Below are 13,202 nucleotides of genomic sequence, written 5' to 3' on the forward strand. Positions count from 1 at the left end.
AACCCGAGAGCGGCCCTCGGGTGGGACCTGCAAGCGGTCCCAGTCGATCGGTTCGATCGTGTCCGAACGGAACCGTCGGGAATATCTAACGATTCGGCTTGCAACTGCAGGTATCGTGGGCAGCGAAACCGATATGTGTGTGATCCACAAACGAACTGTGTGGCCGAGTACTACGTCCTGACGGGCGAGACGGTCGTCGAAGGGCCCTTCGAGAGCCACGGCGAGGCCAGCAGGCGGAAGGCGGACCTCTCGACGAGCGACGTCGGCGTCACCTACCGCGTCGCGAGGCGCTAACCCGTCGAGGTCGAGAGGCGAACGAGCACGTCGTCCTCCTCGCGGGGGAACCGGCCGTACGCCCGCCCGTCGCGGTTCGACGTGAGCGCGTACGTGCCGTCCGGCCCGCTCGCGACGTGGCGAATCCGCCCGATCTCGCCCTGCAGGGCGGCCGTGGCGGTCGCCCCGTAGGCGTCGTCGAGCCACTCGTCGTCGTAGGTGGTTCCCTCTGGGGGCTGCTGGCCGGGGTCGGACAGCGAGAGGACGACTACCTGCTGGGAGCGAAGCCCGCCGATCAGCAAGCGGCCTTCCCAGTCCTCGACCCCGTCGCCGTCGTGGTAGCTCATCCCCGAGGGGGCCCACGTCACGTCCGGACCCGTGTTGACCAGCGGGCGTGCGAAGTCGGTGCCGGGATACTCCTCGCCGTCGCGTGCGGCGGGCCAGCCGTAGTTCTCGCCTCCGACGAGTCTGTTGACCTCGTCGCGGGCGCTCGGGCCGTGTTCGGCGATCAGGGGCGTGCCGTCGGGGAGCCACGCGATCCCCTGGGGGTTGCGGTGGCCGTAGGTGTAGACCCGCGGGTCGGGCAGGTCGGTGCCGGCGGCGGGCTCGCCCTCGGGGGTGAGTCTGAGGACCGACCCGGCGAGCGATTCGGGGTCCTGGGCGCTGTTTGGGTCGTCGGCGTCGCCGGCCAGCACCCACAGGTCGCCCTCGGGGCCGAAATCGATCCGCCCGCCGTTGTGGATCTCCGCCGCCGGGATCCCCTCGATGACCGGTTCGGGATCCCCCGGCGCGTTGAGGGCGTACCGGACGACGCGGTTCTCCGACTCGCGCGTGTAGTAGGCGTAGAGGAACTCCCCGTCGGGATCGATCGCGATTCCGAGCATCCCGCCCTCGCCGTCCTCGGTCGCATCGGGTTCGACCACGGTCGCTCGCTCCCCGTCGACGACCCGGCTGATCCGGCCCGGTCGCTCCGAGAGGTAGATCGTTCGGTCGTCGAACGCGAGGTCCCACGGCGTATCGAGGCCGGCGAGGACCACCTCGGTCTCGACGGTGGTGGCGTCGGGTTCGGTCTCGCGGTCGCCGGAGAGACAGCCCGCGAGGCCCGCCGCACCGAGGCCCACGAGGACGCGCCGACGTGTCGGGAACATACCCCACCGAGGGACGTCGGGGGCAAAAACCCGCCGGCGGAGACGGGCCCTTTATTTCCTCCCCTCGTCGAACCCGTGTATGGCAGGGAGGACGGCCCGTGGACTGCTCGAACTCACCCGACCGGTCAACGCCCTCGTCGCGGGCGTATTGACCCTGATCGGGGCGTTCGTCGCGGGCGGGCTGTTCGAGGCCCTGGTCCCGGCAGGGGCGGCCGCGGGCGCGACCGTCTTCGCCACCGGGGCCGGAAACGCGATCAACGACTACTTCGACCGCGAGATCGACCGCATAAATCAGCCCGACCGCCCCATCCCGCGGGGGGCGGTCTCCCCGCGTGGCACGCTCCTCTTCAGCCTCGCGCTCTTCGCGGGAGCGATCGTGCTCGCACTCGCCCTCCCGGTGCTCGCGATCGCCATCGCCCTGATCAACCTGCTTTTGCTCGTCGCCTACACCCAACTGTTCAAGGGGCTTCCCGGTGTAGGCAACGCCGTCGTCGCCGCGCTCGGAGGCAGCACCTTTCTCTTCGGCGGTGCCGCCGTCGGGAACGTCACCGCCCCCGCCGTGTTGTTCGTTCTCGCGGCGCTCGCGACGTTCACCCGCGAGGTGATCAAGGACGTCGAGGACCTCGCGGGCGACCGCGAGGAGGGTCTCAACACGCTCCCGATCGCGATCGGCGCACGCCCCGCGCTCTGGGTGGGCGTCGCCTGCCTCGCGGTCGCCGTCCTCGCCAGTCCCCTGCCCTATCTGCTTGACGCGCTCGGCGTCGTCTATCTGCTGGCCGTCCTGCCGGCAAACGCCGTGATGCTTTGGGCGGCGGCGACGAGCTTTCGGGACCCGACAGCGGGCCAGAAACGCCTGAAATACGGAATGTTCCTCGCGGCCGCGGCGTTCGTCCTCGGGCGGATCGCGGCCTGAGCCGCGAGGCGGTATCGGCCGCGGACGGAAACGTTATTCGAGGAGGTCCCCTTCACACGGCGTATGCCAGTCGAGAGCGATGCCGAGTTGCGAGAACTGCTCGGCCTTCGCACCGTCGCGGTCGTCGGTTGTTCCACGACACCGGGGAAGGACGCCCACGAGATCCCGAAGTACCTCACGAACCACGGCTACGACGTGATCCCGGTCAACCCCAACGCCGAGGAGGTCCTCGGGCGACCCGCCTACGACTCGCTCTCGGCCGTCGAGGAGGAGATCGACATCGTCGACGTCTTTCGCCCGAGCGACGAGGTCGCGGGCCTCGTCGAGGAGGCCCGAGAGCGCGAGGACGTGAAGGTCCTCTGGCTCCAGCTGGGCATTACCGATTCCGAGGCCGAAGCCCGCGCCGAGGAGGCGGGGATCCACGTCGTCGCCGACCGCTGTATGAAGGTCGAACACCAGCGATTGCACGCGCCCTGACGCCACGGGAGCGATCCCATCCGCACGGATCGTCTCTCGTAGTGCAGTCGATCCGATCGAATAATTATCACGGACCCCTAGTAGGGGTATGGACACCCGAATCCTCGTCCCGATCGACGAGTCCGAACAGTCAGAGACCGCCTTCGAGTACGCACTCGAGACGTTTCCGGAGGCGTCGATAACCGTTTTGCACGCCATCGACCCGCGAGAACTGCGAACTTACGGCGGCGTCGAGGGGTGGATCGACATGGACGAACTGGCGGCCCAGCGACGGGCGTACGCCCAGCGGCTGGTCGACGAGGCACGCGAGCACGCCGACGAGCGCGGGATTACCCTTTCGACGGCTGTCGAAACCGGCAAGCCGGCACGAACCGTCGTCGAGTTCGTCAAGGACAACGACATCGATCACGTGGTCATCGGGAGCCACGGCCGCTCCGGGGTCAGTCGCGTGTTGCTCGGCAGCGTCGCAGAACGGGTCGTTCGCCGCTCGCCCGTCCCCGTCACCATCGTCAGATGATCCCTGCCGACACCCTCACCCGTCCCACTCCTCGAACTCCCTGTAAATCCCCTTCGAGAGGTAGCGCTCGCTCGAATCCGGGAACACGGTGACGACGCTGTCGTAGGGCACCTCGAGCTCGCCCGTCTCGATCCGCGCGGCGACCCGCCGAGCCGCGACGCTTGCGGCGCCGGCACTGGAGGCAACCAAGTGCCCTTCCTCGCGGGCCAGTCGCTTGAGTTCGTCGTGAGCGTCCCGGTCGCTCACCTGCAGTACCTCGTCGACCAGGTCGGGCTCGAACAGTTCGTTCGTCGCCGGGTCGTGTGTGCCGATCCCCTCCGTTTTGTACTCGCCCTCCTCGCCGTCGATCCCTTTGGTCGTCGCGTACAGCGACCCCTCGGGTTCGACCGCGCCGACGTAGGTGTCGGAATCGCGCTCGCGGGCGTAGCGAGCCAGTCCCATCAGCGTGCCCGCAGTGCCACAACCGGCGACGACCGCCCCCACCGCCCCCTCCAAGGCCCCGTAGATCTCGGGGGCGGTCGTCTCGTAGTGCGCTTCCGTATTGAGGGGGTTCGAGAACTGCTGTGGGACGACGCTGTCCTCGAGTTCGTCGGCGAGTTCGTGGGCGCGCTCGATGGCCCCACCCATCCCCTCGCTGGTGGGCGTGTTGATTACCTCCGCACCGAGCGCGGCCATCAGCTGTTGTTTTTCCACGCTGAAGCGCTCGGGGACGACGAAGACCGCATCGAGATCGAGCTGTCCCGCGGCGACCGCGATCCCGATCCCGGTGTTGCCCGCCGTGGGCTCGATCACCGTTCCGCCCGGCGAGATCGCGCCCCGATCGAGCATCGCTTCGAGCATGTACTTCCCGATGCGGTCCTTGACGCTTGCACCGGGGTTGAACGACTCGAGTTTCGCGTAGACGGGGACCGACTCGGGGGCCGCACCGAGCGAGACCAGCGGCGTCCGGCCGACCGTTTCCAGCACGTTGGCGGCGGGCGGGGCACTCATCGGCTGGCAATCCTTGCCGGAGCTACTTAACTGGTCTCGGTTCCCACGCCCTCGTCGCCGTCGACGGGATCGGTCCCGGTGGTCGTGTCGGGGTCGTCCGCGACGTCACCTGCCGCGTCCTCGGCGGGGTCGGGCTCCTCGATGTCCTCGATGGAGGCCTCGGTAATCACTTTCTCGACGTCGATCCCCCGCTCCTCGGCGAGGGCTTCGAGCAGCGCGCGGTTCTGTTCGTGTTTGACTTCGAGGCCGGTGACAGTCTCGTGCGTGTTGTCGACCTTGACGCGGAGGTCCTCGAGCTGTTTTTTGACCTCGTTGAGCTGAGCGTAGAGCTGTTCGGCCTTCTCGGCCATTACTTGAAGCTTCTTCGTGGTGCTTCCCAGTCCCATACTCGGTCTTTTTTCCGGTCGTATGTGGGTGTTACGCTCGCCCGCGAACGCCGACTTTAGGTTTCGGCCATCCGAACGTCGCGTATGGACCTCACGCGACGTGCCCTCCAGTTGGGGATCGGCGCCTGTCTCGGCGTCGTTCTCGCCGTCATCGCCCCATACGTGCTCCTCCCCGACGGGGCGGCCGCCGGCCTCGCACGCTACTACGACGCCGGCTTTTTCGGTCCGCGGCTGATCGGCGTCTTCGGCGCCGTCGCGATCGTCGTCCTCGGGGCGGGACTGGGCGAGCGCTCGGACCCGGCGACCATCGCGGGCGCGGCGCTCGTGGTCGCGCTGTTCATGACGGGGATGTCCATCGAGTGGCTCCTCGCGCTCACCCCGGCGGACGTCACGGGCATCACCACCCAGGACTGGCTCGCGTATCACCGCTGGCTCGTGCTCGCCTTTTCGGGGCTGTCGGCGGTCGCTGCCGGTTTGTACGCGCGGGCACTCGGGCTGTTGTGACCGTACGAGACGACGAGACGAAACCCTCTTATGGTCGACGCGGATAGTAGAGAACGGACTAGGTCGGGCAGTTAGGCCCTGCTCGTCACCCGCGCTACGGTCTTCAGCGGGGACCGAACCCCGGGCGCGTCCGGTCCGACCGGCGCGGGCCCCGGGAGCCAACTGAGAAGCCTCGTCCGTCGGGGACAGCGGTCCGCGGCGAGCGTCCGCAGGGACGTGTCGTCGCGGTTGGTCGATGGAAATCCGTCAGGCACGGAAGTGAGCAGCGGGCCATCGGACACCTGTCGCTCGACGGATCGCGGGGTGGAGGAGGCAACCGGGACTCCCCGCGCCGGAACGCCGGGCAACCCCGGGCGTCCACCATTCATACGCTGTTCGACTCTCACGAGCCGTCGGCTCGGCGAGCGGTTTTCGCACCGAGCGGGCGCTGCGGTGGGATGATCCCGACTCGCGGTCGCCTCTCTCGTCCACCCGGCGAGTGCAACCGACAGTCGTATCAGGTTTCCGCGAGCGTTCGAGGGTATGCCCTCCCCGCGGCGCCAGCCCTCCCTCAGAGAGCGCCTCCGCCAGTCGGTCATCACCGGGACCGCGATCACAATCCCCTTCATCCTCACGGTCATCGTTCTGGGGTTCGTCCTGAGTTTCGTCGCCCAGACGCTTAACCCGGTGGTGTGGCTCGCCGATTACCTCGACGTCGAGGTCGCCCCGGCGATCGTACAAGTGACGACGGTCCTCACGCTGCTCGTGCTCATCGTCGCGGTGGGGATCGTCGCCGAACACACCGACGGAACACGGGTCGAGGGGGGATTTCACGCCGCCATGGAGTCGATCCCCGGCGTGAGTTCGATCTACAACAGCTTTCGCCGGATGAGCGACATCCTCCTCGAAAGCGACGTCGAGAGCTTTCAGGAGGTCAAACTCGTCGAGTTTCCCCGCGATGGCAGCTACACCCTCGCGTACCTGACCGGCCGTCCGCCGGCCGAACTGGTCGCGGCGACGGGCCACGAGGAGATGCTCACGCTGTTCGTGCCCTTCGCGCCCAACCCCGTGATGGGTGGGTTCCTGATCTACGCCCCCGAGGACCGCGTGATCGATGTCGAGATGAGCGTCGAGGAGAGCGTCCAGGCGATCATCACCAGCGGCGTCGCTCACAGCCAGGAGGACGACACCGGAGCCCGGACCAAATAAGAACGCGACGGCCGCCGCCCGCGAGCTACGTCCCGACCGAGCTATCGGCCGTCTGTTCGTCCCGCGGACGGCCCTCAGTCGCCAGTTCGACCGGGTGTCCGAAACGGACGTGATGTTCGACGGCCAGTCCGCCGAGATCGTCAGTGAGCGATTCGCTCGAATCGACGTGCCAGTCGCATTCGGTACAGACGTAGCGCATCGTACACCCGAGTCGTGGTGTCGCGCGTATCTAAATCAGTTCTTGTCTTGCGATAGCCGGGTCTCACTCCGCCGGCTCGCCGCCGGAGCGAAGCGTCCCGAGGCTCTCGATCGACAGCCCCCCGTCGAGCGTGCGATACGGGTAGGGGATGTCGATCCCCTCGCGGTCGAAGCGCTCTTTGACCCGCTGGACGTACTCGGCGCGGATCCGCACGAAGTCCGCACGGGCGGGATCGGCGATCCAAAAGCGCGACTGGAGGCCCACATCCGAGTCGTTGAGTTCGAGGAGTCGAACCGTCGGCTCGGGGTCGTCGAGGATCTCCGCATGATTTCGGGCCTCCTCGACGATGATATCGGTCGCCTGCCCGATGTCGTCGTCGTACCCGATCCCGAAGACGAACTTCTGTCGGAGCTTGTCCTTCGCGACAGGGTTTTTCACCGCGTTGTCGGTCAGATCGGAGTTGGGAACGGTGATGAGTTCGTTGTCGAACGTGCGCACGCGAGTCACGCGCAGGCTGATGTCCTCGACGATCCCCGAGTAATCGCCCTCCTGCCACTCGATCCAGTCGCCGATTCGGAAGGGCTTCTCGGTGAAGATGAACACGCCCGCGACGAAGTTCGAGATGACCGACTGCATCGCGATACCGATCGCGAGCGCGGCGGCCGCGGCGATCGTCGCCAGCGACGTGAGGAAGTTGCCAAAGCCCCCGAAACCGAACGCGACCGCGACCGCCGCAAAGAGCACGCCGAACCACGCGACCTTCATCAGCGGTCGCTGGGCGTGCGGTTCGAGGTCGCGCCTGTCGAAGGCGCGTTCGATCAGCGGTAACACCACGGCGCGGCCGACGAACACGAGGGCGACGAAGGCGACGAGAAAGCGTATCGCGCCGTCGATGGCGGCGGCGAGGCCCTGGGCGAACCCGAGATCGACGAGGATCCCTTCGAGTACCATCAGTGGTACACCGCCGTGTTGCCCCGCGTCTCGACGAGCGTGGCGTCGACCGCCTCGGCCAGTTCCGCAGCGAGCTCTTCGGTCGTCGTCCCACCGCGGGCCGCCCGGTGGAACTTCACCTTCACCAGTTCCCTCTCTGTGAGCTGGTCGGCCAGTTCCTCGGTCACGGCGTCGATCCCGCCCTTGCCGACCCACACCGTCACGTCGAGGTCGTGGGCGTCCTTCCTGAGTGCCTGGAGATCCGCTGGGTCGCTCATGCGTCGGTTATCGGGCCGATGCACTTTGAACGTTCGATTCGCGGTCGGAACGATCGGAGCGGCTCTTCAGGACCGATACGGGTACCGGTGGTGGGATCCGCAGTCACAGGTGACCACGACGTGGCCGTCCTGCAATCGGGTGCGGGCGTTGCGGCCGGGCCGGAGATACCGATCGCATCGGTCGCAGGTAAAACGCTCGAACGATCGGGGGACGCGCAGGCGGTTTCGCTCGGCGATCCGTCGCGCAAGTGCGACGTACTCGCGGGCCCGGTCGTCCTCACCCGCCGTCGCGGCCTCCTTTGCAAGCGCCTCCAGCCGGTCGATACGCTCGCTGGCGATGGACATTCACCTCGAAAAGGACGATACGTCGCTTTAGCTCTTTTGCGATCCGCTCAGTCCTCGAGGGCGTCGGCGATGCGTTCGAGGTGGCGGTTGACGTCCCGGACCTCGTCGCGAAGCTGACGGATCTCGCGGACGACCTGCTCGTCCCCGCCCTCGCCGCCGGCACCGGGCCCGCCGGCCGGACCGCCGCCCATCGCACCGCCGGGGCCGCCGCCGCCCATCATGCCGCCCATCATCTGGGCGAAGGGGTTGCCGCCCATGCCGCCCGGACCGCCACCGCCGCCCATCATCTCTTCGAGGCGCTCCTCGCGGGAGCCCTCGCCTTCGCCCTCGGGGCCGCCCTCGGCCTCGCGCTGCTCGCGGATCTCCTCAACGCGCTCGCGGAACGATTTCTCCTCCCCGCCCTCGGCGCCGCTCTCGTCGTTTTCGTCTGCCATACCTCCGGGTTCGACAGCCGAACCGAAAAGGGTTGGGTTGTCGCTCAGCCCGACTCGAACGCGCCGAGGCTCGATTGTAACGACCGCTCGGGGGCCCCCTCCCGGACCTCGTAGCCCACGAGGTCGCGCAGGTCGACCGCGTAGGTCGTCCTGTCCCGTTCGAGCACCAGAATCCGACCTTTGGTCCCGAGAACCCGGCCGCTAGCGATCGTCTCGCTGACTGGCCGCCCGGTGAGGTCCAACCCGTACTCGAAGGCGATCGTCTCGATGGGGTCGTACTCCGCCACGAACGCCTCCCACGCCGCGAGGTCCACGGTGGAGGCGAGCCCGCGAATCTTCGTCGGGACGCGCACGCTGTCGCCGACCTCCCTCGCGATTTCGCTCTCGATCTCGCGGGCGATTCGGCCGTTCGAGACGGTGTGGAGGTGTGCGGCGCGGTCGGCTCCCTGCTCGCGAAGCCGCGTGTCGAGTCGCCACGCACGGGTGACGCCGACCTTGAACGTCGCCGGGGCGAAGGCGGCGAGATACACCGCGTGCTCCTCGAAACAGTCCATCTCCGCTTTGAGACAGGTCCCCGTACAGCGGGCACACACCCACGTATAGGAGTGGTCCTCGCAGTAGGGAGCCGCGGGGTTCGAACACTCGACGTGAGTCCCTTCCGAGAGCGTGCCCGCACAGCGCCGGTCGCCGAGCGCGTAGTCGAGTCGCACGTCGGGTGCGAGAGCTTTGCGCGTGTACGCGTTCCCGGCGGCGAGGAGGAGCGCCGCCTCACCGTCGCCCGCGCCCGTCTCGTAACCCACGATCTGCACACAGTGAGTATCGGTGCGGGGCGGAAATGACTATCGCCCGCGGGCTGTGAACCCCGAAACAGCGGGTTGCAGACGGAGCGGGCGAAAACTTATCGTCCGATCGCCCGTGAACATCTCACACGATGACTCCGTCCCCGGACGAGCGATACGAGCCGCCCGCCCCGTTCGTCGAGCAGGCGAACGTCTCCGATCCGGGACTTTACCGGGACTTCGAGGCCGAGTGGCCCCAGTGTTGGGAACGGGCGGCCGCCCTTCTCGACTGGTACCGCGAGTACGAGCAGGTGCTCGACGACGACGAGGCACCCTTCTACGAGTGGTTCTCCGGGGGACGACTCAATGCCTCGTACAACTGCGTCGACCGCCACATCGAGGCCGGGCGCAAGAACCACGCCGCGCTCAAGTGGGAGGGAAAGCGCCGCGAAACGCGCACCTACACCTACCAGGACCTCTACGGCGAGGTCAACGAACTCGCCGCCGCCCTGCGGGATCTGGGCGTCGGCGAGGACGACGTCGTGACGATCTACCTCCCGATGATCCCCGAGCTTCCGATCGCGATGCTCGCGTGTGCGCGCATCGGCGCCCCCCACTCGGTGGTCTTCGCCGGCTTTTCCGCAGACGCCCTCACCACGCGGATGAAGCGGGCGAACTCGGAGTATCTGGTGACCTGCGACGGCTACTATCGGCGCGGCAACGCCTTCAACCAGAAGAGCAAGGCCGACAACGCGCTCATGGCGCTCGATCGCGAGGTCACGACGGTCGTCGTCGACCGACTGGGTGGGGACCTCGATCACAGTCTCGACGACGACCAGTACGACTACGGGGACCTCGTCCTCGCACACGCCGGGGCGACGATCCCGCCGGTGGTCCGGGACGCCGAGGACATGCTGTTTCTCATGTACACCTCCGGCACTACCGGCCAGCCCAAGGGGGTGACCCACTCGACGGGCGGTTATCTCGCCTACGCCGCCTGGACCTCCCGGGCCGTGCTGGATCTCAAGCCCGAGGACACCTACTGGTGTTCGGCGGACATCGGCTGGATCACCGGCCACTCCTACATCGTCTACGGGCCCCTCGCCCTCGGCACGACGACGCTGCTTTACGAGGGGACGCCCGACTACCCCGACCGCTCGCGGCTCTGGGAGATCGTCGAGCGAAACGCCGTCGACGTCTTCTACACCGCACCCACGGCGATCCGCGCGTTCATGAAGTGGGGCCAGCAGTACCCCGACGACCATGACCTCTCCAGTCTGCGCCTGCTCGGCACCGTCGGCGAGCCAATCAACCCCCGTGCCTGGAAGTGGTTTCACGACCACATCGGCGGCGGGGAGTGTCCAATCGTGGACACGTGGTGGCAGACCGAGACCGGCGGCATGATGGTCTCGACGCTCCCCGGGGCGAGTGCGATGAAACCCGGCTCGGCGGGTCCGCCCCTGCCGGGGATCAGCGCCCGGGTCGTCGACGAGGACGGTGAGGGGATCGAGCCCGGCGAGACGGGTTATCTCGTCGTCGACCGCCCGTGGCCGGGGATGTTTCGCACCCTGTACGGGGACGACGAACGCTACCGGGCCGAGTACTGGGAGCCCTTCTCCGAGGACGGAGAGTGGGTCTACTTCTCCGGGGACGGCGCGACGGTCGATTCCGACGGGTACATCACGGTGTTGGGGCGGGTCGACGACGTGATCAACGTCTCGGGCCACCGCCTCGGCACCATGGAGATCGAGAGCGCCATCGTCGGCGTCGCGGGTGTCGCCGAGGCTGCCGTCGTCGGCGGCCAACACGAGACCGACGGCACCGCCGTCTACGCCTACGTCAGCACCGACCACAGCCACGAGCCGAGCGAGGCACTCCGCGAGCGGATCGTCGAGAACGTTGAGGACGCCATCGGGCCGTTCGCCCGGCCCGAGGCGGTCGTGTTCACGCCGGAGTTACCGAAGACCCGTTCGGGCAAGATCATGCGCCGTCTGCTCGAAAACATCGCCAATCAGGAACCGCTTGGCGACACCTCGACGCTTCGCAACCCCGAGGTCGTCGGCGAGATAGCGGCCGCCGGCGACGACGGGTAGTTCGCTATTTTCGAGAGACGCGAACCCCCTACAGGTAGTGCTTTTCCCGAACTGAGGACCGACAGAGCTAACTGTATTTCGTAAAATACGAGAGATACGAAGGATGGCCGAAGCGAGTGCGATCGAACGAGGGGACGAGGAGGAGTGGCTCACGCGGTCGGACTACGAGCGACTGCTGGAGGCGGCGAGCACCTATCGCGAGCGCGTCCTCGTCCGGCTCGGGGGTGAGGTGGGCCTCAGGGTGACCGAGATGACGGAGATCCGCCGGAACGGGATTACGCGCGCACGAAGCGATCCGGACGGGTTCGTCCTCTCGGTCCCCGAAAACGATGGTACGAGCCGGGAGGCCTACCTTCCGGCGGGCGTCGAGCGCGAACTGACGCGGTACGTCAACAGCAACGCGATCGGGGACACGGACCGGATCGTCGACGTGACACCGCGGCGCGTCCAGATGCTGCTCAGCGGCGTCGCCGACCGGGCCGCCGAGCGAACCGGCGAGGCGCACTTTGCCGGCGTGAGCGCCCACGACCTGCGGCGGTATTTCGCCCGGACGCTGTTGTGTGAGCGAAACGTCTCGCCACGGGTGGTGCAGGCCGTCGGCGGCTGGCAAAGCCTCGAGGCGCTCGATCCATACCTCGAAGAATCCGACCGGCAGGAGATCGTCGAGGCCCTCGGAGAGGGACGCGAGCGGTCGGAGACGAGGCTCGATGCCGTCCTGCTCGATGCCTCGACGCGCGAGGGGATCGAAACCGGCGTCTGTGAGTCGCTCGCAGAACGCTATGCGTTCGCGTGGATCGACGCGCCGGAACTGGACGGGTCGGACGCACCCAGAGTCGTCTCGGGGATCGACGCCGAATCGATCCCATCGATCCGCGAGGACCTCGGCGAGGAGTCCACGACGCGAACCGAGGAGGGGGCCGTCCTCGCGATCGCGATTCGGTACGGCGAAACCCGTTATGGCACCCTCTGTATCGGCGGTTCGGACGTTCCCGACGAACGCGAACGGACGCGTCTGGAACTCCTCGGGCGTCGGATCGGCCACTCGATCACGGCGATCCGGCGCCGAAAGCTGTTGCTTGCGGATACGATCCTCCAACTCGAGTTCCGCTGTACTGACGCGGAATCGGCGCTGATCGCCGCCACCGATCGCTTCGACTGCCGGATCGACCTCGAATCGATCGTTTCGGCCTCCGAGTCGACGCTGGTCTATTACCTGACGCTCTCGGGGGCGAGCGCGACCGCCGTCATCGAGTTCGTCACCGACTATCGGGGAATCGAGGAGGGCCGACTCGTCGAGGGGCGTGACTCGGGCGCGCTGGTGGAGTTCGTCGTCTCGGGGGGCTGTCCACTCTCGTTGCTCACGGACTACGGCGCGACCGTCCAGCAGGCGACGGTCGAGGGCGGCGAAGCTCGCATCCTCGCCGAGTGTGCCTACGACACCGACCTTCGGGCGCTCGTCGAGCGGTTGACCGAGGCGTTTCCCGATACCCGCCTCGTGGGGAAACAGGCGGCCGAACGGGAGGCAAGCACCCTCGAGGGCTTCGAGCAGGGGGCGATCGAGCGCCTGACCGACCGCCAGCACGCGGCGTTGCGGGCGGCGTACTTCGGGGGGTATTTCGACTGGCCCCGGGGCAGCACGGCCGAGGAGGTCGCGGACGCCATGGGCGTCTCCTCGCCCACGCTACACAACCACCTCCGCAAGGGCCAGCGCGAGATCCTCGAGTTGTTGTTCGAGGACGGATAATATC

At 67.3% G+C, this 13,202-nt stretch carries 17 protein-coding genes and 1 other RNA gene; 9 read left to right on the forward strand and 9 right to left on the reverse strand.

The window, feature by feature from the left end; all coding sequences use genetic code 11:
- Window positions 1–159: 159 nt before the first annotated feature.
- Window positions 160–294 carry a hypothetical protein gene (locus tag HACJB3_RS21070; RefSeq protein WP_008416819.1) on the forward strand — a complete coding sequence of 45 codons (135 nt, stop codon included), beginning with the start codon at window positions 160–162 and terminating at the stop codon, window positions 292–294.
- On the opposite strand, the gene HACJB3_RS10850 is transcribed toward HACJB3_RS21070, so the two are convergent.
- Entirely contained in the window at window positions 291–1,421 is a 1,131-nt protein-coding gene (locus HACJB3_RS10850) for a PQQ-dependent sugar dehydrogenase (RefSeq protein WP_008416818.1), read from the reverse strand. The genes HACJB3_RS21070 and HACJB3_RS10850 overlap by 4 nt on opposite strands.
- 79 nt (window positions 1,422–1,500) lie before the next feature.
- Between HACJB3_RS10850 and HACJB3_RS10855 the strand changes: the two genes are divergently transcribed.
- From HACJB3_RS10855 to HACJB3_RS10865, 3 genes are all read left to right on the forward strand, one after another.
- On the forward strand, window positions 1,501–2,334 hold the full coding sequence (locus HACJB3_RS10855; RefSeq protein ID WP_008416817.1) for a geranylgeranylglycerol-phosphate geranylgeranyltransferase: 834 nt from the start codon (window positions 1,501–1,503) through the stop codon (window positions 2,332–2,334).
- 63 nt (window positions 2,335–2,397) lie between these two features.
- Window positions 2,398–2,811 (forward strand): CoA-binding protein, encoded by a 414-nt coding sequence (locus HACJB3_RS10860; protein WP_008416816.1) that lies wholly within the window; start codon window positions 2,398–2,400, stop codon window positions 2,809–2,811.
- 88 nt (window positions 2,812–2,899) lie between these two features.
- Window positions 2,900–3,328, forward strand: a complete 429-nt coding sequence (locus HACJB3_RS10865) for a universal stress protein (protein WP_008416815.1) — start codon at window positions 2,900–2,902, stop codon at window positions 3,326–3,328.
- A 15-nt stretch (window positions 3,329–3,343) separates the two neighbouring features.
- Here HACJB3_RS10865 and HACJB3_RS10870 read toward each other — a convergent pair whose 3' ends face one another.
- Complete coding sequence (locus HACJB3_RS10870; RefSeq protein WP_013199497.1) at window positions 3,344–4,318, reverse strand: PLP-dependent cysteine synthase family protein; 975 nt, start codon at window positions 4,316–4,318, stop codon at window positions 3,344–3,346.
- 26 nt (window positions 4,319–4,344) lie between these two features.
- Entirely contained in the window at window positions 4,345–4,704 is a 360-nt protein-coding gene (locus HACJB3_RS10875; RefSeq protein ID WP_202946613.1) for a DUF5798 family protein, read from the reverse strand.
- Between the two features lie 84 nt (window positions 4,705–4,788).
- Between HACJB3_RS10875 and HACJB3_RS10880 the strand changes: the two genes are divergently transcribed.
- The 3 genes from HACJB3_RS10880 to HACJB3_RS10885 all read left to right on the forward strand — a co-directional run bounded on the left by HACJB3_RS10880 (window position 4,789) and on the right by HACJB3_RS10885 (window position 6,396).
- The gene (locus tag HACJB3_RS10880) at window positions 4,789–5,208 is read left to right on the forward strand and encodes a DUF7548 family protein (RefSeq protein WP_008416805.1); all 420 of its coding nucleotides are present in this window, start codon (window positions 4,789–4,791) and stop codon (window positions 5,206–5,208) included.
- 51 nt (window positions 5,209–5,259) lie between these two features.
- Window positions 5,260–5,571: signal recognition particle sRNA (gene ffs / locus HACJB3_RS18795), an RNA gene on the forward strand.
- A gap of 159 nt (window positions 5,572–5,730) precedes the next feature.
- A complete protein-coding gene (locus HACJB3_RS10885; RefSeq protein ID WP_008416804.1) occupies window positions 5,731–6,396 on the forward strand; it encodes a DUF502 domain-containing protein in 666 nt (221 codons plus the stop codon).
- Between the two features lie 25 nt (window positions 6,397–6,421).
- On the opposite strand, the gene HACJB3_RS20215 is transcribed toward HACJB3_RS10885, so the two are convergent.
- From HACJB3_RS20215 to HACJB3_RS10910, 6 genes are all read right to left on the reverse strand, one after another.
- Window positions 6,422–6,595 (reverse strand): hypothetical protein, encoded by a 174-nt coding sequence (locus HACJB3_RS20215; protein WP_008416803.1) that lies wholly within the window; start codon window positions 6,593–6,595, stop codon window positions 6,422–6,424.
- 63 nt (window positions 6,596–6,658) lie between these two features.
- Complete coding sequence (locus HACJB3_RS10890) at window positions 6,659–7,546, reverse strand: mechanosensitive ion channel family protein (protein WP_008416801.1); 888 nt, start codon at window positions 7,544–7,546, stop codon at window positions 6,659–6,661.
- Window positions 7,546–7,803, reverse strand: coding sequence for a YhbY family RNA-binding protein (locus HACJB3_RS10895; RefSeq protein WP_008416799.1), 258 nt, complete (start codon window positions 7,801–7,803; stop codon window positions 7,546–7,548). The genes HACJB3_RS10890 and HACJB3_RS10895 overlap by 1 nt, the downstream gene beginning before the upstream one ends.
- Window positions 7,804–7,869: 66 nt before the next feature.
- Complete coding sequence (locus HACJB3_RS10900) at window positions 7,870–8,148, reverse strand: ribonuclease P protein component 4 (RefSeq protein WP_008416798.1); 279 nt, start codon at window positions 8,146–8,148, stop codon at window positions 7,870–7,872.
- 47 nt (window positions 8,149–8,195) lie between these two features.
- Window positions 8,196–8,582 (reverse strand): hypothetical protein, encoded by a 387-nt coding sequence (locus HACJB3_RS10905; protein WP_008416797.1) that lies wholly within the window; start codon window positions 8,580–8,582, stop codon window positions 8,196–8,198.
- 44 nt (window positions 8,583–8,626) lie between these two features.
- Window positions 8,627–9,391, reverse strand: a complete 765-nt coding sequence (locus tag HACJB3_RS10910; protein ID WP_008416796.1) for a DUF2797 domain-containing protein — start codon at window positions 9,389–9,391, stop codon at window positions 8,627–8,629.
- Between the two features lie 122 nt (window positions 9,392–9,513).
- Here HACJB3_RS10910 and acs point away from each other — a divergent pair, with 122 nt between their 5' ends.
- Together acs and HACJB3_RS10920 are read left to right on the forward strand one after the other, a co-directional pair.
- Window positions 9,514–11,454, forward strand: coding sequence for an acetate--CoA ligase (gene acs, locus HACJB3_RS10915; protein WP_013199498.1), 1,941 nt, complete (start codon window positions 9,514–9,516; stop codon window positions 11,452–11,454).
- 103 nt (window positions 11,455–11,557) lie between these two features.
- On the forward strand, window positions 11,558–13,198 hold the full coding sequence (locus tag HACJB3_RS10920) for a bacterio-opsin activator domain-containing protein (RefSeq protein WP_008416795.1): 1,641 nt from the start codon (window positions 11,558–11,560) through the stop codon (window positions 13,196–13,198).
- Window positions 13,199–13,202: the final 4 nt, after the last annotated feature.

It is taken from the genome of Halalkalicoccus jeotgali B3, from assembly GCF_000196895.1.
GTDB lineage: Archaea > Halobacteriota > Halobacteria > Halobacteriales > Halalkalicoccaceae > Halalkalicoccus > Halalkalicoccus jeotgali.

Excerpts from the sequence above, each read along its gene's own strand:
- HACJB3_RS10875 (WP_202946613.1), bottom strand. The coding sequence starts at position 4,704 with ATGGGACTGGGAAGCACCACGAAGAAGCTTCAAGTAATGGCCGAGAAG.
- HACJB3_RS10900 (WP_008416798.1), bottom strand. The coding sequence starts at position 8,148 with ATGTCCATCGCCAGCGAGCGTATCGACCGGCTGGAGGCGCTTGCAAAG.
- HACJB3_RS10870 (WP_013199497.1), bottom strand. The coding sequence starts at position 4,318 with ATGAGTGCCCCGCCCGCCGCCAACGTGCTGGAAACGGTCGGCCGGACG.
- HACJB3_RS10865 (WP_008416815.1), top strand. The coding sequence starts at position 2,900 with ATGGACACCCGAATCCTCGTCCCGATCGACGAGTCCGAACAGTCAGAG.
- HACJB3_RS20215 (WP_008416803.1), bottom strand. The coding sequence starts at position 6,595 with ATGCGCTACGTCTGTACCGAATGCGACTGGCACGTCGATTCGAGCGAA.
- HACJB3_RS10860 (WP_008416816.1), top strand. The coding sequence starts at position 2,398 with ATGCCAGTCGAGAGCGATGCCGAGTTGCGAGAACTGCTCGGCCTTCGC.
- HACJB3_RS10885 (WP_008416804.1), top strand. The coding sequence starts at position 5,731 with ATGCCCTCCCCGCGGCGCCAGCCCTCCCTCAGAGAGCGCCTCCGCCAG.
- HACJB3_RS10880 (WP_008416805.1), top strand. The coding sequence starts at position 4,789 with ATGGACCTCACGCGACGTGCCCTCCAGTTGGGGATCGGCGCCTGTCTC.
- acs (WP_013199498.1), top strand. The coding sequence starts at position 9,514 with ATGACTCCGTCCCCGGACGAGCGATACGAGCCGCCCGCCCCGTTCGTC.
- HACJB3_RS10920 (WP_008416795.1), top strand. The coding sequence starts at position 11,558 with ATGGCCGAAGCGAGTGCGATCGAACGAGGGGACGAGGAGGAGTGGCTC.
- HACJB3_RS10890 (WP_008416801.1), bottom strand. The coding sequence starts at position 7,546 with ATGGTACTCGAAGGGATCCTCGTCGATCTCGGGTTCGCCCAGGGCCTC.
- HACJB3_RS10895 (WP_008416799.1), bottom strand. The coding sequence starts at position 7,803 with ATGAGCGACCCAGCGGATCTCCAGGCACTCAGGAAGGACGCCCACGAC.
- HACJB3_RS10855 (WP_008416817.1), top strand. The coding sequence starts at position 1,501 with ATGGCAGGGAGGACGGCCCGTGGACTGCTCGAACTCACCCGACCGGTC.
- HACJB3_RS10850 (WP_008416818.1), bottom strand. The coding sequence starts at position 1,421 with ATGTTCCCGACACGTCGGCGCGTCCTCGTGGGCCTCGGTGCGGCGGGC.
- HACJB3_RS10905 (WP_008416797.1), bottom strand. The coding sequence starts at position 8,582 with ATGGCAGACGAAAACGACGAGAGCGGCGCCGAGGGCGGGGAGGAGAAA.